The 26,149-nt window shown below is 38.1% G+C and carries 21 protein-coding genes; 12 read left to right on the plus strand and 9 right to left on the minus strand.

Going from position 1 to position 26,149, the window contains the following annotated elements:
- Positions 1–348 precede the first annotated feature (348 nt).
- Complete coding sequence (locus tag H4J65_RS00835) at positions 349–1,284, minus strand: LysR family transcriptional regulator (protein WP_182194279.1); 936 nt, start codon at positions 1,282–1,284, stop codon at positions 349–351.
- 121 nt (positions 1,285–1,405) lie between these two features.
- Here H4J65_RS00835 and H4J65_RS00840 point away from each other — a divergent pair, with 121 nt between their 5' ends.
- The 5 genes from H4J65_RS00840 (at position 1,406) to H4J65_RS00860 (ending at position 4,350) form a co-directional block, all read left to right on the plus strand.
- Positions 1,406–2,431 (plus strand): zinc-binding alcohol dehydrogenase family protein, encoded by a 1,026-nt coding sequence (locus tag H4J65_RS00840; protein ID WP_182183007.1) that lies wholly within the window; start codon positions 1,406–1,408, stop codon positions 2,429–2,431.
- A gap of 72 nt (positions 2,432–2,503) precedes the next feature.
- Entirely contained in the window at positions 2,504–2,794 is a 291-nt protein-coding gene (locus H4J65_RS00845; protein ID WP_182183005.1) for a putative quinol monooxygenase, read from the plus strand.
- A 223-nt stretch (positions 2,795–3,017) separates the two neighbouring features.
- Complete coding sequence (locus H4J65_RS00850) at positions 3,018–3,173, plus strand: hypothetical protein (RefSeq protein ID WP_182194282.1); 156 nt, start codon at positions 3,018–3,020, stop codon at positions 3,171–3,173.
- 23 nt (positions 3,174–3,196) lie between these two features.
- Entirely contained in the window at positions 3,197–3,574 is a 378-nt protein-coding gene (locus H4J65_RS00855; protein WP_182135183.1) for a VOC family protein, read from the plus strand.
- Positions 3,571–4,350, plus strand: coding sequence for an oxidoreductase (locus H4J65_RS00860; protein WP_259367459.1), 780 nt, complete (start codon positions 3,571–3,573; stop codon positions 4,348–4,350). Before H4J65_RS00855 ends, H4J65_RS00860 begins: the two co-directional genes overlap by 4 nt.
- A gap of 300 nt (positions 4,351–4,650) precedes the next feature.
- Here H4J65_RS00860 and H4J65_RS00865 read toward each other — a convergent pair whose 3' ends face one another.
- Positions 4,651–5,058, minus strand: a complete 408-nt coding sequence (locus H4J65_RS00865; RefSeq protein WP_182194285.1) for an ACT domain-containing protein — start codon at positions 5,056–5,058, stop codon at positions 4,651–4,653.
- 27 nt (positions 5,059–5,085) lie between these two features.
- A complete protein-coding gene (locus H4J65_RS00870) occupies positions 5,086–5,400 on the minus strand; it encodes a multidrug efflux SMR transporter (protein WP_182135179.1) in 315 nt (104 codons plus the stop codon).
- Between the two features lie 288 nt (positions 5,401–5,688).
- On the opposite strand from H4J65_RS00870, the gene H4J65_RS00875 reads away from it, so the two are divergent.
- A complete protein-coding gene (locus tag H4J65_RS00875; protein ID WP_259367460.1) occupies positions 5,689–6,513 on the plus strand; it encodes an EamA family transporter in 825 nt (274 codons plus the stop codon).
- 384 nt (positions 6,514–6,897) lie between these two features.
- Here H4J65_RS00875 and H4J65_RS00880 read toward each other — a convergent pair whose 3' ends face one another.
- Positions 6,898–8,952, minus strand: coding sequence for a methyl-accepting chemotaxis protein (locus tag H4J65_RS00880; protein ID WP_182182992.1), 2,055 nt, complete (start codon positions 8,950–8,952; stop codon positions 6,898–6,900).
- A 982-nt stretch (positions 8,953–9,934) separates the two neighbouring features.
- Between H4J65_RS00880 and nhaB the strand changes: the two genes are divergently transcribed.
- Both nhaB and dsbB read left to right on the plus strand, forming a co-directional pair.
- Entirely contained in the window at positions 9,935–11,524 is a 1,590-nt protein-coding gene (nhaB, locus tag H4J65_RS00885) for a sodium/proton antiporter NhaB (protein WP_182182989.1), read from the plus strand.
- A 121-nt stretch (positions 11,525–11,645) separates the two neighbouring features.
- The gene (gene dsbB, locus H4J65_RS00890) at positions 11,646–12,164 is read left to right on the plus strand and encodes a disulfide bond formation protein DsbB (protein ID WP_182194288.1); all 519 of its coding nucleotides are present in this window, start codon (positions 11,646–11,648) and stop codon (positions 12,162–12,164) included.
- Positions 12,165–12,236: 72 nt separating this feature from the next.
- On the opposite strand, the gene H4J65_RS00895 is transcribed toward dsbB, so the two are convergent.
- The 3 genes from H4J65_RS00895 to H4J65_RS00905 all read right to left on the minus strand — a co-directional run bounded on the left by H4J65_RS00895 (position 12,237) and on the right by H4J65_RS00905 (position 15,544).
- On the minus strand, positions 12,237–13,613 hold the full coding sequence (locus tag H4J65_RS00895; RefSeq protein ID WP_182194291.1) for an SLC13 family permease: 1,377 nt from the start codon (positions 13,611–13,613) through the stop codon (positions 12,237–12,239).
- A 125-nt stretch (positions 13,614–13,738) separates the two neighbouring features.
- Positions 13,739–14,758: a beta-N-acetylhexosaminidase gene (nagZ, locus tag H4J65_RS00900; protein WP_182194294.1), complete on the minus strand. Its 1,020-nt coding sequence runs from the start codon at positions 14,756–14,758 to the stop codon at positions 13,739–13,741.
- 156 nt (positions 14,759–14,914) lie between these two features.
- The gene (locus H4J65_RS00905; RefSeq protein ID WP_182194297.1) at positions 14,915–15,544 is read right to left on the minus strand and encodes a TetR/AcrR family transcriptional regulator; all 630 of its coding nucleotides are present in this window, start codon (positions 15,542–15,544) and stop codon (positions 14,915–14,917) included.
- Between the two features lie 626 nt (positions 15,545–16,170).
- Between H4J65_RS00905 and H4J65_RS00910 the strand changes: the two genes are divergently transcribed.
- A complete protein-coding gene (locus H4J65_RS00910) occupies positions 16,171–18,015 on the plus strand; it encodes a M2 family metallopeptidase (RefSeq protein WP_182194300.1) in 1,845 nt (614 codons plus the stop codon).
- Between the two features lie 120 nt (positions 18,016–18,135).
- Here H4J65_RS00910 and H4J65_RS00915 read toward each other — a convergent pair whose 3' ends face one another.
- Positions 18,136–19,356 carry an Nramp family divalent metal transporter gene (locus H4J65_RS00915; protein WP_182194303.1) on the minus strand — a complete coding sequence of 407 codons (1,221 nt, stop codon included), beginning with the start codon at positions 19,354–19,356 and terminating at the stop codon, positions 18,136–18,138.
- 185 nt (positions 19,357–19,541) lie between these two features.
- Between H4J65_RS00915 and H4J65_RS00920 the strand changes: the two genes are divergently transcribed.
- On the plus strand, positions 19,542–20,006 hold the full coding sequence (locus tag H4J65_RS00920) for a MarR family winged helix-turn-helix transcriptional regulator (RefSeq protein WP_182135159.1): 465 nt from the start codon (positions 19,542–19,544) through the stop codon (positions 20,004–20,006).
- Between the two features lie 71 nt (positions 20,007–20,077).
- Here the strand turns inward: H4J65_RS00920 and H4J65_RS00925 are convergent, their stop codons facing one another.
- Entirely contained in the window at positions 20,078–22,027 is a 1,950-nt protein-coding gene (locus H4J65_RS00925) for a choline BCCT transporter BetT (protein ID WP_182135157.1), read from the minus strand.
- Between the two features lie 276 nt (positions 22,028–22,303).
- Here H4J65_RS00925 and H4J65_RS00930 point away from each other — a divergent pair, with 276 nt between their 5' ends.
- Both H4J65_RS00930 and H4J65_RS00935 read left to right on the plus strand, forming a co-directional pair.
- Entirely contained in the window at positions 22,304–24,952 is a 2,649-nt protein-coding gene (locus tag H4J65_RS00930; RefSeq protein ID WP_182135155.1) for a TonB-dependent receptor, read from the plus strand.
- Between the two features lie 152 nt (positions 24,953–25,104).
- Positions 25,105–26,149 (plus strand): tetratricopeptide repeat protein (locus tag H4J65_RS00935; RefSeq protein WP_182194306.1); only part of this gene is annotated, 1,045 nt, incomplete at its 3' end.

Raw genomic sequence — 26,149 nt, forward strand, 5'->3', positions numbered from 1 at the left:
AAACAATATAGCTAGCAATAAGAATTACATGCCCTGAGAATTCGTTAGTTAGCAATGGTGGTACCTGTAGCGTCGAAAGAAAAACTGAAAACATCAATGTTTTTTGGAGGCATTATTCGTATGAAGCAGGCACATGACCTGAACTAGTTAAGTATGACTTAATTCAGGACGGAAAGACTATAATGCGCTTCCAGGAAACACTAACCTAACCTCTTGACCCTGTACGCTTATCCACTGGCAACCTAACACTTAGTATTGTGTTAACATTAGTATCGTCCATATTCATTGGGTGGGTGGCTATATAGTCTAGTGCAGGTGTGAATATATTTAAGTAATAAATTAACTCTGCTATTCAACATCTGCCTTAGTTACAATACCTTTATCAATAAGTTGACTATATACCTCAGCACATTTCATTTTCAAATGCTCCCTAAGTAATCTAACGGCAGGAGTAATGGTTTGTCTACTTGGGCAAATAAGCCATAACTCAGTCGGGTTAAGGGTAAATTCGGTTAATATTGGAATAATCTTATTTGAAAGCAAATCATTTGACATATCTAAACTAGATTTCGCCGCTACCCCTTTACCGCTCACGCACCATCGTCTAACCAGTTCAGCGTCATTTGACGTACGATTACTTTGCATTTTTACTTTAATGATTTTACCTTGCTGGGAAAACGCCCAAACATCATGAAGCATGTCATGCAATTGATATAATAGACCATTATGTGTGGTTAAATCATGAGGATGTTTAGGGGCACCATTTTTTTCTAAATACTTAGGTGTTGCACAAAGTACTCGCGGCACATTACAAATTTTGAAACCATATAAATTAGCATCCGTGGGTGAGCCGTAACGTAGCGCGATATCAACCGGGTCACGATAAAAGTCGATATTACTATCGCTAATATGAAGTTTTACACTAACCCCTTTATGCGTTTGCATAAATTCATCAAGCCAAGGCAAAATTAAATGCCGACCTAAGTCAGACGGTACTGATATTCTTAACTCACCATCAATAATATCTAAGTCGTCTTTAACATTTTGCTTAGCTTGGTCGAGCATTTGTAATGCTTGTTCACAATGGGGAATGTATCTTTCACCAGCAATAGAAAGCCTTAAACGCCGAGTTGTTCGGATAAATAGTTCAACGTCAAGTGCACGTTCAACGCGTTTAATTGCCGCACTGGCGGTGGCTGTACTCATATCTAAGCTCGCTGCTGCTGCGGTAATACTGCGAAATTCAGCGACTTTTAAAATAACATTAAGATCTTCTAATAACATGATTGTCAAAAATAATTTGATAAAGATTCAATCATTATGCGGTTTCTTTATTATCAAGCAAGGCCTAATATTACTGCCAAGATAACTTAACGATTAATTGAAACATACTCAGGGGAAAAACATGAAAGCAATTGCCTACACTCAATCATTACCTATTAACGATTCAGCCTCTTTAATTGATATTGAACTACCACAGCCTACCGCTTCAGGGGTTGACTTATTAGTAAAAGTCTCATCAATTGCGGTTAATCCCGTTGATTACAAAATACGTCAGAATGCTGCACCAGAAGAAGGTGAATACAAAGTACTCGGCTGGGATGCTGTTGGAGAAGTCGTCGCGACAGGTGAATTAGTTAGCCACTTTAAACCCGGCGATAAAGTGTTTTATGCTGGCGATTTAAATCGCCAAGGCAGTAACGCCGAATATCAGTTGGTTGATGAGCGAATCGTTGGTCATAAACCGAAAAGCTTATCTGATAGCGAAGCCGCCGCATTACCACTAACAGCAATTACCGCTTGGGAATTATTGTTTGAACGTTTAGCCATAAAACAGCAACAACCTGACGCAAAAACGCAATCAAATGAAGTTATATTGATTGTTGGCGCTGCCGGTGGTGTAGGCTCAATTTTAGTTCAATTAGCGAATAAACTCACAGGTGCAACCGTTATCGCAACTGCCTCTCGTGAAAGTTCGGCAACCTGGGTGAAAAAGTTGGGTGCTGATCATGTTATCGATCATACCAAACCATTAACGGCTCAAATTGAACAATTAAATATTGGCCAGGTAACGCACGTTGCCAGCTTAACTCACACAGATTCATACCTAGATAGCTATGTTGAGTTGTTAGCGCCTATGGGTAAAATTGCCTTAATTGACGATCCAAAATCCCTTGATATCAGCAAACTTAAGTTAAAAAGTTTGTCACTACATTGGGAGTTTATGTTTACCCGCTCTATGTTTAAAACTACTGATATGAGCGAGCAACACCGCTTACTTAATAAAGTTTCTGACTTGATTGACCAAGGTCATATCCAAACCACGGTGGGCAAAAACTTAGGCACTATTAATGCCAAAAATTTAAGAGCTGCTCATGCAGAACTTGAATCAGGAAAATCAATCGGAAAAATAGTGTTAGAAGGTTTTTAAAAACCTTTTAAAAGTAAATATTTAAAAACGTTAACAACAATTAAACGCATTAAAAAGACAACGGAAATTAACATGACAACTTTAACCATAGTAGCAAACATCAAAGCAAATTCAGATAAAATTGCTTTAGTAAAAGCAGAGCTTTTAAAGCTTATTGACATTACCCGTGCTGAAGCTGGTTGTATCAATTATGACTTACATCAAGACAATGCCAACCCGGCACATTTTATGTTGTACGAAAACTGGCAAACACGTGAACTTTGGCAAACACATATGGCCAACCAGCATTTAGCTGATTATATGGCGGCAACAGAAGGTTGTGTTGAAGAGTTTGTTTTAAATGAAATGACCGTAATCGTTTAAGCACTATTTTTATTAAGTAGTTACCAAAGGTTTTGTAACCTTTTTATAAAACCTTTTAGTCTTTCACCTTGTTATAGTTAGCACCTTATTCGGAAAATATAATGAAAAGTAAGGTATCAAACAAGCTCACTCTAGGTGTCATTACTTTATCTTTTCATCATGTTGCCGGGTCATTAGTTAGCCATATTTTAAACCACATGGGATTTGAAGTAACAAGCAATGGTTGAGCGAAGCACAATTGAAAACATTAACTGCTTTACGTTTTTCAAATGACATTATAGCTGAGCTTGATAATCAAATTTTTTGTGAAAATAAAGCACTTGATGATGTCACACTCATATGGCTAAAATTGAATGGTTTCTTGACGATTCAAAATTAAGTTGTAGCTAAATAGGAATATAAATGAATATTAAATTTGATCACATTTCATTAAGCGCTAAAAATCCTGAAAAAATGAGAGATTTTTTGGTTGCTTTATTGGATGTAAAAGTAGGTACTAGAGCAAAGCTTTCTTTTGATGGTTATTTTCTGTTTGCTGGAGATAAAGATGTTATCCATATTTTTGGTCAGTCACAGCCTAGTAAACACAACGCAACTGAACAAAATATTGTTCACCATATTAGTTTTTTCAGTGATAACTACAAGGATGTTATGGACAGAATTTCATCGCTAGATTTACACTATTCTATCAAACAAGCCTCTGACTCATCAAAAGTACAAATTTTTGTACGTGCTCCTGAGAATTTAATGATTGAAATACAAGCGGTACCACCAAAATGATGGATATTAATACTCATCCATTTTATATTGCTGCCCATGAATCAGGCAGTTTAGCCAGTAACATTCCGTTATGGGCAAGCCGAGAAGAAAACCCATTTAAATTTACTCATGCAGCGCCACAAGTTGTTACTCGCAGCGACATTGCAGGTGTACCGGGCGCTTTCCAGTTATTAAATGTATTAAGCGCAGAAGAATGCCAAGCATTAATTGATGCGACCGAAAGCATGGAATATACAGAAGATGCGGCAGTATCGTTAGGCCGTAATATTCGCCATAACATGAACCTAAGTTGTATTGTAGATATAAGCACTGAACGACTTATTTGGTCGCGAGTAGCTCCATTAGTCAAGGTAGAAAGTACCCCTCCTTTTGCGGGTAAAATACCATTAGGATTAAATCAACGTTTTCGTTTTTATCGTTATAAAAAAGGTGACTATTTTTCCACTCATACCGATGGTGCATGGCCAGGCAGTAAAATAGTTAATGAAAAACCCGTTACCGATGCTTTTGGCGACCGCTATAGTTTATACTCCTTTTTGATTTTTCTAAGTGACGAATTTACTGGTGGAGAAACACAATTTTTAGTGGATAAAAGTGATCCTACACGCCCTGCTAGAACCCCTAACAATGCACAATTAAAAGGTGTTCGCACACCGGTTGGTGGTGTTTTATGTTTTCCACATGGTACGCATCCATTACATTGCTTACATAGCTCTCAAATGATTACTCAAGGCGTGAAGTATATTATTAGAAGCGATATTTTATTTAGCCTATAAACACATTCAATATTAGCTTCCAGTAAATGTGTTTATAGGCTATGCCGTAAGATATATACAGACGTTTTGGCAATCTATGGGCGATATATTATTGCCAAGCATAAAGTAGACCTTATACTTGTTTACAATCCCAAGAATTACCCGACAAGCTTATATTTCCACCGTGTGACATCACTTAAAGTGCTTAAAGTAAACGTCACCGGCAGGTTTAGTTAAGCCCTGATATCTAAAAGCCTCAGGTCAAGTTTGAGCGACTACCAAGCAAATTTTACTGATAAACACATAACTTGGCTTACCTTATTATTGTTCCTGAAGGACAAGTTCATTTAGACAAGCCAATGCTTTTTCGGCATCTTTAGATGCAATAAATATATGATCATGATAATACGCCGCTATAACATTTGCGCTAATATTTGCTTGTGTTAATTTGGTTGCAACAGCAGCCGTTAAACCAACAGCATCAAGGCTAGAATGTACAGCTAAAGTGATACATTTAAATGTGCCTGAATGTATAATATTAAACTCCTCCGCTTTTTCTTTTTTAACGATAACCGTTAATCCTTCTTTTTCTTGAAACGTACCAATAGGTTCTAACTGGGCTAGCTGTTCACAGCTATTAGTATCAAGCGTGCCAAAAACATATTCTGTTTCAGCAAGAAGGGGCGTCATTGCAGCAATTAGTTTTTTTAGATCGATTTCACCAGACATATTTATTTACTCACTTTGTTGATTATATTAATTAGATATTTTTAAGCCAAGCACGCCAATAAATATTAAGCAAAAACAGCATAATTGCTGAATAGTGATTGGTTGTTCAAAAAAATAATGGTTTATGATAGAAATGGATGATGCACCAACAGCCAACCAAACAATGTAAGCTGTAGTAATAGGAATTTCTTTTAAAGCAACTGAAAATAACACTAAACTAAGTGTCATAGAGAAAATTGCAAAGATGATATAATAGGGTTTCGTAAAAGATTCGGATTTTTGAAGACCAACTAACCAGCCAGCTTCTAAGGTTCCTGCAATAAATAAGATAAACCAAGACATGTAAGCACTCAATAATATAGAGGTCGTCCTCTGATATAAATAGAGCGGTGAGGTCGTCCTCACATCAAAACTGCTTAGGTTTGATAAGAGCATAACAGATAGTAATAAAAAATAAAACGGGAACATTTAAAGTTACTTTAGCCGCTCATTACTCACTGATTTTTGTCTATGGAACGAAATAAAAGCCATACGCCCACTTTCACGGTACTGCTACTTAACCAATAGGGTAAACTGCTGTATCGTGCTTTTTATTTATTAAACAGCATACAATAATATTTAGGAATTTTTTTGGACATTTGGATTTACTTCACTTTATTAGCGGCGCTTATGCAAGCCATTCGCACCGCCGGACAAAAGCAGCTTTCAAGCCACCTAAATGCCATGGCAAATACCGGTGTTCGCTACTTATATGCGCTACCTTTTGCTTGGTTGTATCTATGGTGGATACTTGAATATCGCCAGCTAGACATGCCAACACTTAATCCAAACTTCCTAAAATATGCACTGATCGCTTGTTTTGCCCAAATCATTGGCACAGTTTGTTTAGTTATTGCTTTTAAATATCGTAATTTTTCAGTCGCTTCTAGTTTAGCAAAAACAGAGGCTATTCTAGTTGCTGTTGTTGGCGCCTTACTCTTTTCAACAAGTTTAACTTATTTAGGGTGGTTTTCTGTTGCTGTTGGTGTTGTCGGTGTTTTACTCGTGTCAAAAGTAAAATTTACTTTTGACGATGTATTTCGTAACCCGGGTGCTGGATTTGGCCTTGCTGCTGGCTTAGGTTTAGCCATAACAACATTGCTGATAAGACAATCAAGTTTAGCATTAGAAACCGATTTACTACTCAGTGCTGCGGTCACCTTAGTATTTATGATCACGGTTCAATCAGTTATATCTTTTGTTTATGTCTATTTTCAAGACAGAAATCAATTATTGTTAATGGTTAAGTATTGGCGTATTTGTTTATTTGTTGGCGTAACCAGCGTAATAGGCTCTATCGGTTGGTTTACAGCAGCAAGCTTTCAAAATGCGGCTTATGTCAAAGCATTAGGGCAAGTTGAGTTTTTCATCACCTTGTTTATTACCTATAGAATATTAAAGAAAAAATATCCTTAATAGAGTTCTTAGGGATGGCTTTAATCATTACTAGCGTAGTGATTTTATTACTCTGGGCATAGTAGTTAATTCGTTTGATCGAAAAATAAAGCTATGTTTTTATTGTTTATTTAAACTTGATTTTTTATTGCTAGCCACACAAAAAATGTAGCTATGCCATATTATAATTGGTGTGCTTTGTTTTTTAAGTGATGCTAATAAGTAGTAATAAAATGCCAAAAATTTTCATAGCAGCATCCATTGTATTTACAACGCCCTATGATAAAAACTAAAAAAACGGCCTTGAATCAATTTATGATTGAATTCGAAGACCGTTTTAAATACTTTATTTAAAACTAGCAGCTACACAAAATTTTTACAGGCTAGCTCAATTTATTAAATAATTTAGACTGTAAACCGTGTTGTCTTGGTGTGTAATTGTTTTACCGCACCTTGCATTTGTGATGTTGACTCAAGCATTTCGTTTGCCCCATTAGAGGTTTCGCTTGATATATCACGAATATTTACCACACGTTGATTCACATCTTCTGCTACTCGTGATTGCTCTTCAGTCGCAACCGCTATTTGGGCTGTCATCTGAGAAATAGACGCAACAGATTCAGTTATTTGATTGAGTACGTCATCGGCTTTTGATACTTCTTCAACACTACTTCTGGCCTTGTCTCGGCCTAATTGCATTTTTTCTACCGCTTGTGTAGCGCTATGTTGCAATCGCTCGATTATCACACGAATCTCAGCCGTTGATGTCTGTGTTCTTTGCGCCAGCGTTCTCACTTCATCAGCAACTACAGCAAACCCTCGACCTTGTTCACCGGCTCTTGCAGCTTCAATCGCTGCATTTAACGCAAGTAAGTTAGTTTGCTCTGCTATCCCACGAATAACCTCTAAAACAGTTTCAACACTTTTACTTTCACTTTCAACCGCTTCAATCGCTGTTGCCGATTCTTCAACTTGAATAGCTAAATCTTGAATAGAACTTGCGACATTATTAACAACCAAGTTACCTCGTTGAACATGATCATTTGACTCTTTCGTTAGGGAGTCGGCAGTAACCGCACTTGATGCTACTTCTTGCACTGTTGCGGCCATTTCATTTATGGCCGTTGCAACTTGATCTACTTCATCTAACTGTTGACCCGCTCCTTGTCGTGTTTGTGCAGCAACCGCTGCGACACGTTCTGAGGCAATGCCCATCAGATCAACTGAACTTAAAATACTGTTAATTAATATTGAAAATTCTTGCGCCATTTTATTTAAATGACCCGCTAAAAATTGTATTTCATTAGAGGTATCTTCAAAATCTTCCGAGCCTTCTACCGTAACACGCGTTCTGAGATCTCCTTGTCCCAATAGTTTCAAACTTTGAGCAATGGCATTTAAGGGTTTCAACCAATGCTTTAACGAAAGATAAACTAGCGCCAAAATAACCAACGCACTCAAAATGGTCATTGCAATTAAATTATTACGCAGTGAAACGCTTTCCTTTGTAAATTCATCGGTATAACTTCCTGCAGCAATAACCCAGTCCCAGCCATTAACATGCTTATAGGCAACTAATTTATCCTGGGCCTGTCCTTGGGCATTATTCCATTGGTAATGCATAACACCTGAATCACCATCAAGTAATTTTTTAAAAACTTTTTTGCCTGACGCATCTTCCATTGCGACAAGATTTTTTCCTTCAATGGAAGGATGAATAACTAAAGTTCCCTGCTTAGGGCCTTTTTTAGCTGAAATTGCATACAAATAACCCGTGTCACCAAACTTAATTTTAGCTAATTTTTCCTTAAATGTTGCTAGCGATGCCGTATAGTTAAAACCAACATACATAATTCCTATAACCGCACCGTTGACATCTTTAAAAGGAATATATTTAGTCATGTAGTTACGACCAAATAAAAAGGCAGGTCCTTTATAGGTGTTACCTTGCATTAAAGTGGAATAACCAGGATGACTTTTACCTAACAAGGTACCAAAAGCCCTATCATTGTTTTCTTTACGTAAAGAGGTAGAAACACGAATAAAGTCATCATTGTATTTCATAAATATAGTCGCACTTCCCCCGGTCATTTTGGTGAATTCATCGGGTAATGAAAAATTGCCGTTAATTGCTTTATCGCCATGCATTAATGTCGGCACATCAAAGTTACCTACTCGGCTAATATTAGCCATATCAATGCTCAGATCATTTGAAAACATATTAAAGAAAATATCACCTAACTGACTGGTCCTTTGTTCTAAGGTCTCATGAAAAAATTCAAAATTTCCTGATATCGACTTTAATTCACGATTCAGTTGTTGCTCAACGCCTTTAATTGCGCCTCTACTGGTGTCATAAGAAACATAAAGTGTTAATAGCGAAAAAACTGCCAATGTAATAATAAAAACAATCGTTGTTAATTGATAAACAATGGATAACTTATTAAATTTTTTAAGCATAAAAAGGTCTCATATTAAATAGTAAAAATTAAAGGTCTATAAAAACAATATGTAATGTCTTTTTTACGTTAGTGAACTATACCAAGTCTAAAAGACTGGCAATAGGACTTAAGGTGATTTAACAGATCCTTGGTAAGTAATCAGCTTAAAGCTAAGGGTTAAAAATTATGATTTTAATATTATTGAATAACTTGTTGAATGTATTGTTTTTAAAAGTAGCTTCATTGGTTTTCCTGCTAGCCACTTTCTCCTCAAGAACCCAATCTATTAATCTGTATACAGGCAATAAATTAGCTAGCTATTGTATATAAACCGACAAAAATCTAGTCAAAACACTTCACGGGGACTTAACAATAAAACTAAAAGTTAAAGTGATAATTTGTTCACAGATGTAATTCAAAACACACCTTTAATGATTCAAGCAATAATCTAACTTAGTAAAAATGGAAATACTAACATCTATTTCAGAATATAATCAAGTGCATGAATCAGCAGATAAAGCCGTTCAAACATCAGCCTGATAACAGTACTTTTTTTCTATAACAACTATAAAACGACTATATAGCAACTAAGTAGTTAAATTAATTTTAAAGCTATTTTAGTAAAATTTTTGATACCTATGAGTGCGAGAGGCATCAAACGCTCAACTTCATTGGCGCTAGTCATAAACCAATATCCCCTAAAGCTGCCATGTTAAATTCACCTTAGCTTTATCGCTATTTTTTAAGTATTCTAAAATCAAAAGTTTTTCTTATAACTGCTGACTTTGCCATTTTTTAAAGCGTGCTTCTTGATGCGAAAATTACATTTACTGCCCTAAAGGTCCTTTTCAATACCCAACAAGCTTGATCTGACTTATTTACAATAGTTCAATTAACGCTTAAACTCTTGAACTCTTAAATTTATAAAAATAATTAAAAAAAATAATTAAAAAACGTTTAAGTCACACTAACCCTAGCTCTTAATTTTCAAAAGGTTCATCATGCAGCAATCATTCATGAATGCGTTTTATAAAAACTTTCTTGGCAATTCGCCAGAATGGTACAAAATCGCAATAATTACATTTTTAGTAATCAACCCATTACTATTTTTCGTTGTCGACCCCTACATTGCCGGTTGGGCATTGGTTGTTGAGTTTATATTTACTCTAGCAATGGCACTAAAATGTTACCCTTTACAACCCGGTGGCTTACTCGCTATTGAAGCAGTTGCCATAGGTATGACAAGTCCAAATCAAGTCATGCATGAGATGATCTTAAACTTTGAAGTGATCTTATTATTAATCTTTATGGTTGCCGGCATTTACTTTATGAAAGGCTTGTTACTATTTTTATTCACTAAAATAGTCACTAAAGTTCGTTCCAAAGTGATGGTGTCTTTACTGTTTTGTTTCTCTGGGGCCTTCTTGTCGGCCTTCTTAGATGCGCTTACCGTAATTGCTGTAATTATAAGTGTCGCTATTGGTTTTTACTCTGTTTATCACAAGGTTGCTTCGGGTAAAGACATTAAAGTTGACCACGATCATACCAGTGACCATGAATTAGCTGAATACTCTCGTGTTGATTTAGAGCAGTTTCGCGGCTACTTACGTAATTTAATGATGCATGCTGGTGTGGGTACCGCTTTAGGTGGTGTATGTACCATAGTTGGTGAGCCACAAAACTTAGTTATTGGTCAACAAGCCGGCTGGGAATTCCTTGAGTTTGCTATTCGTATGTCACCAGTAACTATTCCAGTGTTTTTTGCTGGTATGATAACCTGTGTACTTTTAGAGAAAGTAAAATGGTTTGGTTACGGCGTTGCTTTACCAGAAAATGTTTACAATGTGTTGAACGACTACGATATTGCAGAAAGTAAAAAACGTAATAAGCTTGATAATGCCAAACTGATTATTCAAGGTGCGATTGCCGTTTGGTTAATTGTTGGTCTGGCCTTACATTTAGCACCGGTTGGTATGATTGGCTTATCTGTCATCATTCTAGCCACTGCTTTTACGGGTATTACTGAAGAGCATCAAATTGGTCATGCCTTTGAAGAAGCGCTACCTTTTACTGCTCTATTAGCTGTGTTCTTCGCGATAGTTGCTGTTATTGTCGATCAGGGTTTATTTACGCCTGTTATTACTTGGGTGTTAACCTTTGAAGGTAACATGCAGCTTGTTATGTTCTATCTGGCAAATGGCTTACTTTCTATGGTGAGTGATAATGTATTCGTAGGTACGGTTTACATTACAGAGATTCAAAAAGCACTAATGGCTGGCCAAATTACCCGCGACCAGTTTGATTTGTTAGCGGTAGCAATTAACACAGGTACAAACTTACCCAGTGTGGCAACACCGAATGGTCAAGCAGCCTTCTTGTTCTTATTAACCTCAGCACTAGCGCCATTAATTCGTTTATCTTATGGTCGCATGGTTATTATGGCGTTCCCTTATACGATAGTGTTAACTATTGTTGGTTTACTGGCTATCTCAACGGGACAGTTAACCAAATACACCCAGTATTTTTATGACGAAAATATTATTCAGCATCACAGTGCAAAGCCTGAAACTAGTGCCCCTGGTGGTCACTAATAAGTTTTGTTCAAGTTATAAGCTGATATAAAATTTAACAAAAGCGCCCTTGTGGCGCTTTTTTATTATTGTTAGCATATCTAGCAATATTACTTAAATAATTAATCATGGGCGATATGTCGTGAATTTCTTAAGCCAATTATCTTTAAATCAACGAGCTTGGCAATTGCTCGCGGTTAGTGCCTTATGTTTTGAATTAATCGCACTCTACTTTCAATATGTGATGGGGCTTGAACCCTGCATTATGTGCATTTATCAGCGCACCGCCATCTGGGGGATATTTTTAGCCGGTGTCGTTGGGGCTTTAGGTTGTCAATTTGTATTAATACGTATTGCCGCTTATGGTTTATGGGCTACTGGGGCTATTTGGGGCTTCATCATTGCTTTAGAACATGTCGACATGCAATCATCAACCATGTCGTTTTTATTTAGTTGTGAGTTTATACCAAACTTCCCAACTTGGGCGCCACTACATCAATGGTTACCGGCCTTGTTTGAAGCAACAGGCGACTGCGGTGATATTAACTGGCAATTCTTAGGCTTTACCATGCCACAAGTCATGCTAGTCATATTTGGTATTTATAGCGCCGCGTTCGCTATTATTTTATTAGCACGTTTGCAAAAAGAGAAAATGTTTTAACCGTTTTTTTATCATACTCGCGTTATAACCCAAGGTCATAACGCGAGTATTTAAATTTGACGTTAAAGGCTATTAGAGCAATAACAAGTAACAAGTAATACCCACTAAGCAAGAAATAATAAAACTGAGCACGGCCCCTTCTTTTACCATCTCTTTAATTTGTATTTCACCGGTGCCATAAGCGATGGCATTAGGCGCTGTTGCCACAGGTAGCATAAACGCACAACTGGCACATATCGCCGCAGGTATCATTAACACTTTAGGGTCATAACCAGAGGCAATAGCCGCCGCTGCTAAAATGGGCATCAGTAAGGTGGCTGTTGCGGTGTTACTGGTTATTTCTGTTAGATAAGTCACCACCAAACAAATAGTAACAATCATGATAATTGCCGGTAAGTGAGCAAATGACGCTAACCACTCACCCAATAAATCACTTAAACCTGAAGCGACAAAACCTTTAGCTAAGGCAATACCGCCAGCAAATAGCAATAACATACCCCAGGGAATAGTTTTAGCGCTGTCCCAATCGAGTAAGCGTGAGCCTTTACCGTTGGGCACAATAAACATCAACACCACAGCAAATAAAGCGACAGTGCTATCACCTGCTATCTCAATATCTAAGGCGCCACTCCAACCACCAAAAGGTTCTTTACGTGTGATCCATGCTAATGCAGTTAAACCAAAAATCCACAAAGTGCGTGTTTCTTCCGCGCGCCATGGCCCTAATACGGGTAAGTGTACCGCTTGTTCAAGTTTGACATTTCTGGTAAGCCAAAAGGCCATAATTGGAATAGCAAGTACCACAATAGGTACGCCAATTTTCATCCATTCTAAAAAGCCAAATTCAATGCCGGTTTGTTCTTCATAAATGCCCATAAAGATCACATTAGGCGGCGTTCCAATCGGGGTCGCAACACCACCCACACTTGCTGCATAGGCAATACCAAGAATCAGCGCTACTTTAAGATTTTGATTATCAATATGTTTTAGAATGGCCAAGGCAATAGGTAACATAATTAAGGTTGTGGCGGTGTTGGATATCCACATACTTAATAGTGCACTCGCTAACATAAAGCCAAAGACCATTCGCCTGCCGCTATTAACGCCCACCAAGCGCACCATGTAAACCGCTAACCGTTCATGTGCGCCACTTTTTTCAATGGCTTTTGACAGCATAAAAGCACCCATTAAGAGCAAAATTACGTGGCTACCTAAGGCGGATGCGACCACTTTATGATCGACAATGCCAAATAGGGGCAGCAAGGCAAAAGGCACTAATGACGTGGCAGGTATAGGCAGTGCTTCTGTCACCCACCAAATAACCGTTAATAGCGTAATAGCCGCAGCGATAGAGGCTTTACTGTCCAAGCCAATAGCTTGCAAGGTAAAATGAAATATTACTGCTAAAACAGGGGCTAACGGAATGAATAGCTGTTTAGTGAGTTTCATAAATTTATCCAATATTTTTATTATTATATTTTTATTTTGATATTTTGTTAATATTCTTTATTATTTAAGTTTGTTATTTAAGTTTATTGCTTTGTAATTTGAACAGCTTCGATCTCAGCTAAAAATCAACGATATTGCTTAAGGTATTGGCTCGCTTGTTGCCAGACTACATTTTCTTTAAGCCTTGACCAATTAGTGTTTTTATCTGGCGTTTTCAGCAGCTTATTAAGCCTTTCACTACCGACTAATGATGTTGAAATATTAGCATTATCAAGCACCTCTACACAGCCATCACGGTTGTTGCATAATAAAAGCATATCGCAACCTGCTGCTTGTGCTGCCTCAGCGCGTTCAATATAACCACCGATACTTGCCGCGCCTTGCATGGATAAATCATCACTAAAAATCACGCCATTAAAACCGAGTTGTTCACGTAAAATGTTTTGTAGCCAATAGCGAGAAAAACCTACTGCTTGAGGATCAACATCGGGGAAAATAATATGTGCGGGCATCAAGGCATCCACTTTTCCTTTGTTAATAAGTTGCTTAAATGGCATTAAGTCTTGTTGGAAAATTTCAGTGCTTGTACGTTTATCAATGGGTAAATCAATATGAGAGTCAGCTTTAACACTACCATGACCCGGAAAATGCTTACCGGTTGCTTTCATACCCACTAGGTGTAAGCCACTAATAAATGCCTCAGCTAGTTCAGTGACGTAATCGGGTTGTTGATGAAAGGCTCTATCACCAATAACGTCGCTAATGTTATTAATATCTAATACGGGCGCAAAACTGATATCTATACCGACCGCTTGCACTTCCAATGCCATCAGAATAGAACTTTGTTTAGCGAGTTCTTTTGCTAAGGCGAGGTTTTGTTCTGACATTCGCCATAACTTACCCATAGCCGGGATTAAAGAAAAACCCTCTCGAAAGCGTTGTACACGACCCCCCTCATGATCAACCGCTAATAACATAGGCTTTTTAGCTGCCATGCGGATTTGCTGACTTAAGTCAGCCATTTGTTCTGGTGATTGATAATTTCGAGTAAAAAAGATTAATCCACCGATCAGTGGATGTTGAAGTATTTCTTTATCTTCTTGAGACAATGATGTGCCTTGCACATCAAACATAACTGGACCCATAACAACACTTTACAATATTAAGATACGGCTACTTTACCTAATTAGCACGCATAAACAAAGATGCTGACGCTATTAAATAATAAGCCTGCTAAGGACCCTGTAACAAAATCTGTGTAATGTTTATCTTATATTTTAGCTAACTCAGCTGAGCACAACTTAACGTTTCAAGGGCATAGGTGCGCCAACACCGGCCGCAACATAGGGAATAACATTACGGATAACATCTGAAATTTGCAGATCACGATCGAAATCACTTTTAGCAATATCAATCAAAGCGTCACTCGAAGACATGGTAAAAACCACTGTGCCCATGGTAAAATGTAAACGCCAAAACATCTCTTCAGCACTTAGCTCTGGGTAGGATTTTTGTACCGCTAAAACAAAATTATCAATAACACCTGGGTATTGAGTGGTTAAAAACCAGCGTAAAAAACCTTGGCTGTCAGTATAACCTCGGCCTAAAAGCTGCAAGAAATTACTGGTCCCATTGTCCTTAAACTTGTTTAAGGACAATAGCGGATCGATAAAAGCAGAAAACACGTCAATTAGGTTAGGTGATTCTATTTCACAGACTTGTCTTAAAGCACTTTCTAAACGCGGAGATAACTCATTCATGTAACGAGACATAACCGCTTTAATTAGTTCTTTCTTCGAGCCAAAATGATAATTAACCGCAGCTAAATTCACATCGGCTTGACCGGTTATTTCACGTAGAGAGGTACCATTAAAACCCTTATTTGCAAACAAACTTTCTGCTGCATCTAATATTTTATTCTTCGTGCTCATAGGTAAATAACGCCGTAGTTCTAGTGTGATCAACAAATTAATACAAGTAGTTTAAACAAGCGTTTAAACTAACGCAACTAGGATTAAATGCAGAACTAAAAAAAGTCTAAACAAATACCCAAAAAAGTCAATTAATGGCCACTAGATTAAAAATGCGTGCCCATTTAACTTTCTCTACAGCAATATTAATACCTTGTAGGTATCTCAATTGATATTTTCTTGGTGCTTGGTGCTTGGTAAATAATGTACTTCGACTTACTCTCCGTATAATATTTTAACCTTAAAATGATATTACTGAGTTGTTTTGCAATTATTCCTCTCATTCATTACAAACTATTACAGAAAAAACACAGTTAAAAACACCTAATGTAGCTATAATTTTTTTGCATTTCCTGAAGCAATTTTTGAAAAGCAAATTTCATACTTTCCCTAGTATATTTTATATGATGGCCCAGCACCCCTTTCGCTGGGCTTTTTTTTGTCCAAAATTTATCAATTCCCCCGAATGTCCTTAACAAAATCAAGACTATTGCCAAGATGATAATCTCAATCTACACTAGCCATGACCCTAGATTAAGTTGATTAAGGCGCAAATCAAGCGCTAACAAAAACAATAATGGATATTTATGCAATCGACATTTAAATTAACCACAGCAGCTATCTTGGTAGCAGCAAGCCTTAGTGCTTGTAATGGTGATAACACAGTAAAAAATGCAGCTAAAGCGGCCACTGTAGTAAGTAAAGCGTTAACCGCTCAAGAGGCAGAAAAATTCTTAGCCACTACCGAAAAAGAGCTGGTGCAACTTAACCTTGAAGGCAGTCGTGCGGCTTGGATCAATGCAAACTTTATTACGCAAGACACTTCAGCACTTGCCGCAGCAGCAGATCAAAAGTCGACAGAAGCTGGGGTTCGATTTGCCATGCAAGCCGCTAAATTTGACGCTGTAGAAGTCAGTGCAGATCAACGCCGTAAACTCAATATATTAAAGCAGAGTTTAGTGATGCCAGCACCGCAAAATCCAGCTAAATCGGCTGAGTTAGCAAAAATTGGCGCTGAGTTAAATAGTCTATATGGTAAAGGAAATTACACCACTAAATCGGGCGAAACCTTAAGTTTAGGCGAGATGACCGCTACCATGGCAACCTCTCGTAACTACGATGAATTATTAGAAATGTGGCAAGGTTGGCGCACCATTAGTCCAGCGATGAAGCCCTTATATATTCGCCAAGCAGAATTGGGTAACGAAGGCGCACAAGGACTAGGTTATGCCGATTTGGGCGCAATGTGGCGTTCTAATTACGATATGCCTGCTGATGATTTTGCTAAAGAGCTTGACCGTTTATGGGGGCAAATTAAACCCTTATACGATGATCTACATTGTTATGTGCGCAGTGAATTAGGCAAAACGTACGGCGAAGATAAAGTGCCACAAGACCAACCTATTCCGGCGCATTTATTAGGTAATATGTGGGCACAATCGTGGGGCAATATTTATGACTTAGTGGCACCTGAAAATGCTGATCCTGGTTATGATGTTACCAAACAACTTGCCAGCCATAATTACGACGAAATTAAAATGGTAAAAGGCGCTGAAAGCTTTTTTACTTCGCTTGGCTTTGAAGCCTTACCAGAAACATTTTGGCAACGTTCATTATTTACTAAGCCCGCCGATCGAGACGTGGTATGTCATGCCTCAGCATGGGACTTAGATGCCAAAGATGATATTCGCATTAAAATGTGTATCCAAAAAACTGGTGAAGACTTCTCAGTTATTCATCACGAATTAGGTCATAACTTTTATCAACGTGCTTACCAAAACCAGCCCGTTTATTATCAAAATAGTGCTAACGACGGTTTCCATGAAGCTATTGGTGACACCATTGCCCTGTCAGTAACGCCTAAATACTTAAAAGAGATTGGTTTAATTGACACCATTCCTGATGAATCAAAAGACATTGGTTTATTAATGAAAATGGCGCTAGATAAAATTGCCTTTATTCCCTTTGGTTTAATGGTTGATCAATGGCGTTGGAAAGTTTATTCCGGTGAAGTTACCCCTGAAAACTATAATAGCGCTTGGTGGGAGTTACGTGAAAAATATCAAGGGGTAACCGCCCCCATTGATCGTAACATCGATGCTTTTGACCCGGGAGCCAAATACCATGTACCCGCTGGCGTACCTTATTCTCGTTATTTCTTAGCACATATTCAGCAATTTGAATTTCATCGTGCCTTATGTGACATTTCAGGTAATACGGACCCTATTCATCGTTGTTCTATTTATAACAACAAAGATGCCGGTGCCGCGTTAAATACCGTCCTTGAGATGGGCTCAAGTCAGCCATGGCAAGCCGCGTATAAAGTATTAACTGGCAATGAACAAATGGATGCAACCGCTATTCTTGATTATTTTGCCCCCTTGCATACTTGGTTAAAAGATAAAAACCAAGGTAAACAATGTGGTTTTTAATCATTAGTTAACACTAAAAAGCCCTTAAACCATCTGATTTAAGGGCTTTTCATCTCTTGTAGGCGATTAATATTATTCTAGATAAAGCTGTGTTTTTATATAGTCATCAATACTCAGTGCTTACAGCAAACCAAACGCTGACATCAAGCTACGCCCACTCAAGAGTAAGGTAATCAAAATCACACCGGCCGCAGCCATGTTCTGCCATAAATTATTGCGGTACTCACCTAGCACTTTTGTATTCATAATCCATAAGAGAAAAATACTGATCAAAGGTAGCAGAATGCCATTGGCTACTTGTGCAAACCAAATAACAGCAACAGGTTTAAAACCTGCGCTGCTGACAACAACACCAATAATTAAAATAATCATCCAGGTTAATCTAAAGCCAAAAGCGTTAAGGTTTTTGTCTAAATTTAAAATACCACTTAACGCAAAGGCTGCAGCTAAAGGGGCGGTGATCGCAGATGATATGCCCGCACAAAATAAGCCAAGGCCAAGAAATAAACTTGCAGAGTCACCAAATAGCGGCTGTAGCGCAGGTGCTATGTCGGCAGCACTTTGCAAACTGAGTTGCTGACCAAAAAAGGCCGAAGCCGCGGTTGAAAGTACAGCCACTGATATTAAAGCCCCAAGCGGAATAGATAGCAGTAAATCTTTCCTTGCTGTTGATATATCATCAACTGACTGCCATTTTTTACTCGCCGTTGAAGCATGTAAAAATAAATTATAGGGCACAACTGTCGTGCCAATGAGAGCAATAACCGTGAGTGTTGCACCTGTGGGTAATTCAAAGGTGACAAAACTGCTCATTAACTCGTACCATTGTGGTTTGCTTAAAAAAAATGTCACTATAAATGCAATACTCATTAAGCCAACTAACACCACTAAAGCTCGCTCAATGACTTTGTAACTTCCGGTAATAAGTAAGACAAAAGCAAGCAAACCAATCATGATTGGGAAAATAATAGCTCCAAAAGCCACTTTAAAACCTAACTGTTCTGCAACACCTACTAAGCCTAAACTTGCGCCTGAAATATTACCACTTTGATATGCGCCATTACCCACCACAATAGCGCTCACCACCAGCATAACAACACAAGCCTTAGCAAACGGCTGCTTAATCGCCTGTCGTATATTTTCGCCTAAACCTTGTTGACTGACGATACCCAGCCTTGCCGCCATTTCTTGCAAAATTAACGTCGCAAACATAGCAAATAGCAATGCCCAAACAAGTGATACACCATAATTTGCGCCAGCCATTGACGCGGTAATTATTGTCCCTGGACCAATAAACGCTGCTGTAACAAGAAACGCAGGTCCTATTTTTGGAAATTTCATATTGACATACTCTGTTATTTTTATATTGAGAGATCACAACTTTTCAGCCATCATACCTATACGTTATTTGAAAAACCCAAGTGATTTTAGTTAAATAATGTTTATTTCAATAATTTCTCTAGTCGGTCGTTATAATTTTGATTAGACTACGGAATTTTAAAGTTAGGAGTTAGGAGTCTACTGTTATGGAAAAACACCAGGAATTATTAATTTCCTTAAGAAAAGTTATACGCGCCATTGATTTACATTCAAAACATCTTAATAAAACGTCCGGCTTAACCAGCCCACAATTATTAATTATGTTAGAGATCGATAAAGAATACAGTATCAATTCAAGCCAAGTTGCCAAAAAAGTTAATTTAAGTCCCGCAACGGTGACCAATATTATTGATCGGTTAGAAAATAAAAACCTTATTTCAAGAGTGCGTTATACACAAGACAAACGTAAAGTCGGCCTGTATTTAACTGATGATGGAAAAGCGCTTTTGCTTAAGGCACCGCAAGCATTGCAAGAACATTTTATTGAAAAATTTTCTAATTTAGAGCAATGGGAACAATCGCAACTGCTGTCTTCAATGGAGCGTTTATCAAATATGATGGATGCTGACAAAATAGATGCTGCACCGCTATTAGAATTACAGAGCCTATAACAATTTTGTTATAGGCTCTGATTATATGTAACGAGCGCCAGTAATATCGATAAAACTGACGCCGTTAGTGGTTAACGTAACAAATGCAAAAAGTGCAAATGTTTATGGTATTGATCAATAATATTATTGATCACTGCCGCCTTCGACCACCCCATAATGTCATAATCTTGTCCACCTTCACCTAAATGAACTTCTGCTCGATAATAATTGTGCTCATCATCATCGGCTTCATTAGCAAAGTCTGGTTGTGAATGCTTTCGAGCAAGCACCCGATAAACAAACTGCTGTTCTTCACCATGTTCAACCAATAAACTTAGGCCATTTTCATCCGAAACAACCACATTGATTTGGTTTTTCTTTAGTTCATCAGCAACGGATTTAAACGCAGGTACAACGGTCTTACTAATAAATTTATTAACATTGCCCTTGTTTGGGTAATCAACAATATTATTTAACCGCACCTGCCAGCTATCATCACGATCATTGTTTGAATGAGGTACCGCTGTTATAAGCTGGCTGTCTTGCTTAAAAGCTTCAACTCTCAATGCTTTAATCAAGCCAGCAATAGCAAGCAGTAGTACGATAGCAAAAGGCAAGGCACTGGCAATAGTCATAGTCTGCAGAGCACCAAGTCCACCCGCTAACAATAAAATCCCTGCGACCATGCCGATACCTACCGCCCAATAAACTCGTTGCCACAAGGGTGTGTTATTACTGCCATGCGAACAGAGCATATCCACTACCATCGCACCAGAATCACAAGAGGTAACAAAAAATATCACTATCATCAAGACACTAAAGAAAGACAGCAAGGTAGATAATGGGAAGTTTTCTAGAAAAATAAATAATGCCACTGATGAGTCTTTACTGACCATCTCTCCTAATTCAACCACCCCTTGGTTATGCACCAAATCAATGGCACTGTTACCAAAAATAGTCATCCAAAACAAAGTAAATACGGTGGGTATTAACATGACACCAACTATGAATTCTCTAATCGTGCGACCACGAGAGATTCTAGCAATGAACAAGCCAACAAAAGGTGCCCAAGCAAGCCACCACCCCCAATAGAATATCGTCCAACCACCTATCCAAGTGGTCTTTTTATAAGCGAATAAATTAAAGGTGTTATGTACTATATCAGCTAAATAATCACCAATATTTTGTAAGTAAGCCTGTAATAAAAACACCGTTGGACCGAGCACAAAAACCAACGTTAACAAGATAACCGCTAATACCATGTTGGTTTCAGAAAGTATTTTAATCCCCTTATCTAAACCGGTCGCAACAGAGATAATGGCAAGTCCAATAATACCAATCATTATAATGATTTGATTGGTCGTAGAAACCTCAATACCGAACAGATAACCAAAACCTGCATTTACCTGCGACGCGCCTAAACCTAACGAGGTGGCAACACCAAAAACCGTACTGACCACAGCAAAAACATCAACTAAATGCCCTGGCCATTGATAAATTCGTTCACCAATCAAGGGGTACAATGCAGAACGTAGCGTTAGGGGTAAATTATGGCGATAACTAAAATAAGCTAATACCAAGGCCACAATGGCGTAGATAGCCCAAGCATGTAGTCCCCAATGGAAAAATGTCATTTTCATTGCTTCTTGAACCGCAGCAACCGTGCCTTGTTCTGCCGTAGGTGGCGACAAATAGTGCATCAATGGCTCTGCCACACCAAAGAACATTAAGCCAATGCCCATTCCAGCGGCAAACAACATAGAAAGCCAAGTCAGCATAGAATAATCGGGGGTCGCATGATCAGGCCCTAAACGAATATCCCCGTAACGTGAGAATCCTAGAAAAATAACAAAAAAGAAGATAAAAGCGACGGTGAGTACATAGAACCAACTGCCGTTGTCAACAATGCTTGTTTGAATAAGCGTAAACAAGCTCTGTGCCTGTTCAGGTAGTGCTACTGTATAAAGTAAAAGAGCAATAATGATAGATGATGCACTAACGAATACTGTCTTATTTAATTGACTATTGGCGGATAAAGACAAAGCCTTCCCCTAAATTTAATTTGTGTTGATATTATATCTTGTTAATCAAGGTGTAAATAGTCACTTGTGTGAACAATTACCCGTGTAACGAGATTTCACTAAAAAAGAGCACTTTATTATATTTTTGAATAAATTCCTATATTTTGTTAAGATACCGCAAAAGCCAAATATACTTAGAACTCTAATGGTATTTATATTTAGAGTTCTAAGTGTATTTGTAGTTAGAGTTCTAAACGTATTAGGCTCTTCACAATAAAATACCAAGGGAAAATCAATATGAAATTCACTAAACTACACTGCGCTGTGTTAACCGCACTAGCAGCGTCAGGCACTTTATACGCTGAAGAAACAAAAAAAAGAGCGTCAATAGAGACTATTGAAGTTACAGCGACTAAACGCGTTGAATCAATTCAAGAAGTGCCCGTAACTGTTACCGCCTTAACCGGTGATAGCTTAGAAAAACTTGGCGTTTCTAATTTTGACCAATACGTAGAGTTTTTACCAAACGTAGTTTTTCAGGGTACAGGTCCTGGCCAAAATGAAATATATATTCGTGGCGCAGCAACTACCCAAACCAACATCTCAGTTTCATCAGTTCAAGCACTACAACCTTCTGTTGCTTTCTATTTAGACGAGCAACCAGTATCAATGCAAGGACGTAACTTAGATATTTATGCTACTGATGTTGAGCGTATAGAAGTTTTGCCTGGGCCACAAGGCACACTTTTTGGTGCTAGCTCTCAATCAGGTACCGTACGCTTAATCACTAACAAGCCAACCCATGATGGTTTTGCTGCAGGTTTTGATACCAGCACAAGTACCACCAAAGGCGGCGACATGAGTAACTCTGTTGAAGCGTATTTTAATATGTCTTTATCTGACTCGTTGGCCGTACGTGTTACTGCTTACAACGACTACCAAGGTGGTTGGATAGATAATGTACTCAATGTTCCGGGTGAAGGTGGTTATACCGGTAGTACTGTTGTCATTGATAGAATTTCTGCTGGTTTCTCTAAATTAGATGACCCAGAAAATACCCCTATTACCGCACCACAAAATGCTGCCTTAGTAGAAGAAAACTTTAACACGGCAAGTTATGCCGGTGCTCGCTTTGGTTTATCTTATTTAATCAATAATGACTGGGATCTTTTAGTTCAACATACTCAACAGTCACTTGATACTGAAGGTGTGTTTTCTTACGATCCAAACCTTAAGGGTGAGACATCAACAAACCGTTTTATGCCTGAAAATAACAATGATGATTTTGGTTTAACAACTTGGACATTAGAAGGCCGACTTGAGCAACTTACCGTGGTTTATACCGGTGGTTATCTCGACAGAGATATCAATTCAACGATTGATTACACTGGCTATACTAATGGCGGCTTTTATTCTTCTTTTTATGTTTGTAACTATTCAGCTGCAGCGGCAGAGCAAGAATGTCTTGACCCAACTAAGTATTATAAAGAAGAAACTAGCACCTCTCGTACTACCCACGAATTGCGTATGAATACCTCAGCTGAAAATCGCTGGCGTGTAACCGCAGGTGTATTTTACGACACGCAAGAGTTATCAACCGTTGGTCAATTCAAAATAGCGAATACCGAACTTTTTCCTGATTTGGAAAGAACGCTTGCAGGAAATGAAGGCGTTAACAGTGGTGACGGCCCTTTCCCTTCAGAAGTAAGTTTTGTTAATGATGTTACACATACCATAGATCAAATCGCCGTATTTGGTCAGTTCGAGTATGATATTACTGACACAGTCACTGCAAGTTTTGGTGCCCGTTGGTATCAAATTGATGACATTTATAAAGGTGCTACTACAAGCGCCGATGTCAGTGGTCGTTTGCGCGCCTTTGGTGACGGAAGTGAAGCAGCATTAACTGAATTTTTTGGTGCTGAAGAAGCAGCAGCACTTCAAGCTTCTATTGCTAGTGGCCAACTAGAAACTGACTTACTTGATAGTGACGGCACGTTAACAGTTGATGATACGATTATCAAAACTTCAATTGATTGGCAAGTTAATGACGATGTTATGGTATTTGCATCATACTCAGAAGGTTTTAGACCGCCGGTTACTAACCGAGTTGGTGGTGGTTCAGCTACAAGTCAAGAAGGCGCCTTTGAAGGCTTCCGCATTCCAGTGTACTCAACGACTGATAGCTTAGATAACGTAGAATTAGGTTTTAAATCAACATTATTTAATCAAAACTTACGCTTCAACGCTACTGCCTATTATTCAAAAATATCTGATCTGCAAACATCGCGATATGACCCTACCAATATCAGCTTCTTAGTATTTACTGATAATGTTGGTGATGCTGAAATTAAAGGTATTGATGGTGACTTTAGTTGGGTTGCAACAGATAACTTAATTATCTCTGGTGCTTTTAGTTTGATAGATACCGAGCTAACGTCAGTTAATGCCCAGCTTAATGGTATTGCGCCACCAGAAGGTAGTAGATTACCGTATTCAGCTGAATTTTCAGGTAACTTACAAGCCCAGTATTTCTATCCAATTGGCCAAGGTATGACAGGTTATGTTAACGGTTCAATTAGTTATACCGGAGAGAGACTTGCCGGTATGGTGATGGATGCGTATATGGTAGAAGACTCTACTAATTTAATTTATGGCACAGGTTCAGGTTTGAGCATTGAAAAAGAAGCTGATGTTTATTCCGGAGTGAATTATCCAGACAGTAATGGCGATACCTTTAACGGTGGTCGTTATATACAGGATAGTTATGTGGTAGCAAATTTAAGCTTTGGTGTAACTAACGACGAATGGAAAGCTGAGCTTTTCATCGACAACCTAACTGATAAAAGTGCAATATTATATATTGATACTCAACAGTATACGCCAAAAGTAGTTTCTAACCGACCTCGTACTATTGGTTTTAGATTCTCGTACGACTTTTATTAAGCCTAGATTGATTACTAAAAGCTAGTTAAGTCAAGTCAAAACTAAAATGATAAATAAAGCCGTTTGATATCTGTATCAAGCGGCTTTTTATTGATAAAATAGGCGTTTTTTAACCTAAAAATAATACGCTAACCTACTCTGGAGCTAAGTCATTGGACACAAGATCTCACTCTGCTAATGAAGACCAATTAAAATCAATTCAACAATTGATCCAAACAACAAAATTCAATGACGCCATTACACAAAGTAAACAACTACAAAAACAAACCACAGACCAAGAGCACCAAATTGAATTATGGTATTTAATTGCCGTTGCCCAACGCTATGCAAAAACTATCCCTGCGGCATTAAGCAGTATTAATGAATTACTTAAACTCGATGAAACACATAGCCGTGCTAATCAAGAACAAGGCTTTATCCATTTAGCCTTAGATGAACCAGCACTGGCTAAAATTTCATTTGAAAAGGCGGTAAAACTTAACCCGAGTTTAGTCGCTAGTTGGCAAGCATTAATTCACCTGTACCGAGATGCAAAGCAACAAGACAATATGCAAAAAGCCGCAAATCAGTTAGAGAAACTAAAAAAATTACCACCGGCCTTACTCGCGGTAACTGAATTAATGCACGAAGGGAAATTATTAAAAGCAGAACAAATTTGTCGACATTTTTTGCAAGATAATCAACGCCATATCGATGGCATGTGTATGCTTGCTGAAATAGGTATAGAGCTAAAAATTTATGACGATGCTGAATTTTTATTGGCCAGTGCCCTTGAGTTAGCGCCTAATCACATCCATGCGCGCTCTCAGTACCTCAATTTACTTATTCGTTTAGGTAAATACAAAGTGGCAGAACAACAAGTTGAAAAGTTACTCGCTATACAACCTGACAACCTGAGCTTTAAAGTCGCTAAAGCGAGTGCCTTAACAGGTTTAGGTAAAATTGAGCAAGCCATCATCCTATTTGAACAAGCTGTAGAGCAAAACGATCAAATTGCAGGCTTTCAACTGCAGCTAGGCCATGCGCTAAAAACCAAAGGTGATATAAAAAAAGCCATTGCTGCTTACCAAAAAGCCTACCAGTTAAACCCAAGTTATGGTGATGCTTTTTGGAGTTTAGCCAATACTAAAACCTACCGTTTTAGTGATGAAGAAATTGCTCAAATGCAAACACAGCAAAATAATAAAGCCTTAGCAC

Source organism: Colwellia sp. MB02u-9 (genome assembly GCF_014077085.1).
Taxonomy (GTDB): domain Bacteria; phylum Pseudomonadota; class Gammaproteobacteria; order Enterobacterales; family Alteromonadaceae; genus Cognaticolwellia.

Bases quoted from the DNA above. Each gene is read 5' to 3' on its own strand.
- H4J65_RS00855 (WP_182135183.1), top strand. From the start codon at position 3,197: ATGAATATTAAATTTGATCACATTTCATTAAGCGCTAAAAATCCTGAA.
- H4J65_RS00845 (WP_182183005.1), top strand. From the start codon at position 2,504: ATGACAACTTTAACCATAGTAGCAAACATCAAAGCAAATTCAGATAAA.
- H4J65_RS00910 (WP_182194300.1), top strand. From the start codon at position 16,171: ATGCAATCGACATTTAAATTAACCACAGCAGCTATCTTGGTAGCAGCA.
- H4J65_RS00915 (WP_182194303.1), bottom strand. From the start codon at position 19,356: ATGAAATTTCCAAAAATAGGACCTGCGTTTCTTGTTACAGCAGCGTTT.
- H4J65_RS00840 (WP_182183007.1), top strand. From the start codon at position 1,406: ATGAAAGCAATTGCCTACACTCAATCATTACCTATTAACGATTCAGCC.
- H4J65_RS00930 (WP_182135155.1), top strand. From the start codon at position 22,304: ATGAAATTCACTAAACTACACTGCGCTGTGTTAACCGCACTAGCAGCG.
- H4J65_RS00835 (WP_182194279.1), bottom strand. From the start codon at position 1,284: ATGTTATTAGAAGATCTTAATGTTATTTTAAAAGTCGCTGAATTTCGC.
- H4J65_RS00870 (WP_182135179.1), bottom strand. From the start codon at position 5,400: ATGTCTTGGTTTATCTTATTTATTGCAGGAACCTTAGAAGCTGGCTGG.
- H4J65_RS00860 (WP_259367459.1), top strand. From the start codon at position 3,571: ATGATGGATATTAATACTCATCCATTTTATATTGCTGCCCATGAATCA.
- H4J65_RS00880 (WP_182182992.1), bottom strand. From the start codon at position 8,952: ATGCTTAAAAAATTTAATAAGTTATCCATTGTTTATCAATTAACAACG.
- nhaB (WP_182182989.1), top strand. From the start codon at position 9,935: ATGCAGCAATCATTCATGAATGCGTTTTATAAAAACTTTCTTGGCAAT.
- H4J65_RS00895 (WP_182194291.1), bottom strand. From the start codon at position 13,613: ATGAAACTCACTAAACAGCTATTCATTCCGTTAGCCCCTGTTTTAGCA.
- H4J65_RS00865 (WP_182194285.1), bottom strand. From the start codon at position 5,058: ATGTCTGGTGAAATCGATCTAAAAAAACTAATTGCTGCAATGACGCCC.
- H4J65_RS00920 (WP_182135159.1), top strand. From the start codon at position 19,542: ATGGAAAAACACCAGGAATTATTAATTTCCTTAAGAAAAGTTATACGC.
- H4J65_RS00905 (WP_182194297.1), bottom strand. From the start codon at position 15,544: ATGAGCACGAAGAATAAAATATTAGATGCAGCAGAAAGTTTGTTTGCA.
- nagZ (WP_182194294.1), bottom strand. From the start codon at position 14,758: ATGGGTCCAGTTATGTTTGATGTGCAAGGCACATCATTGTCTCAAGAA.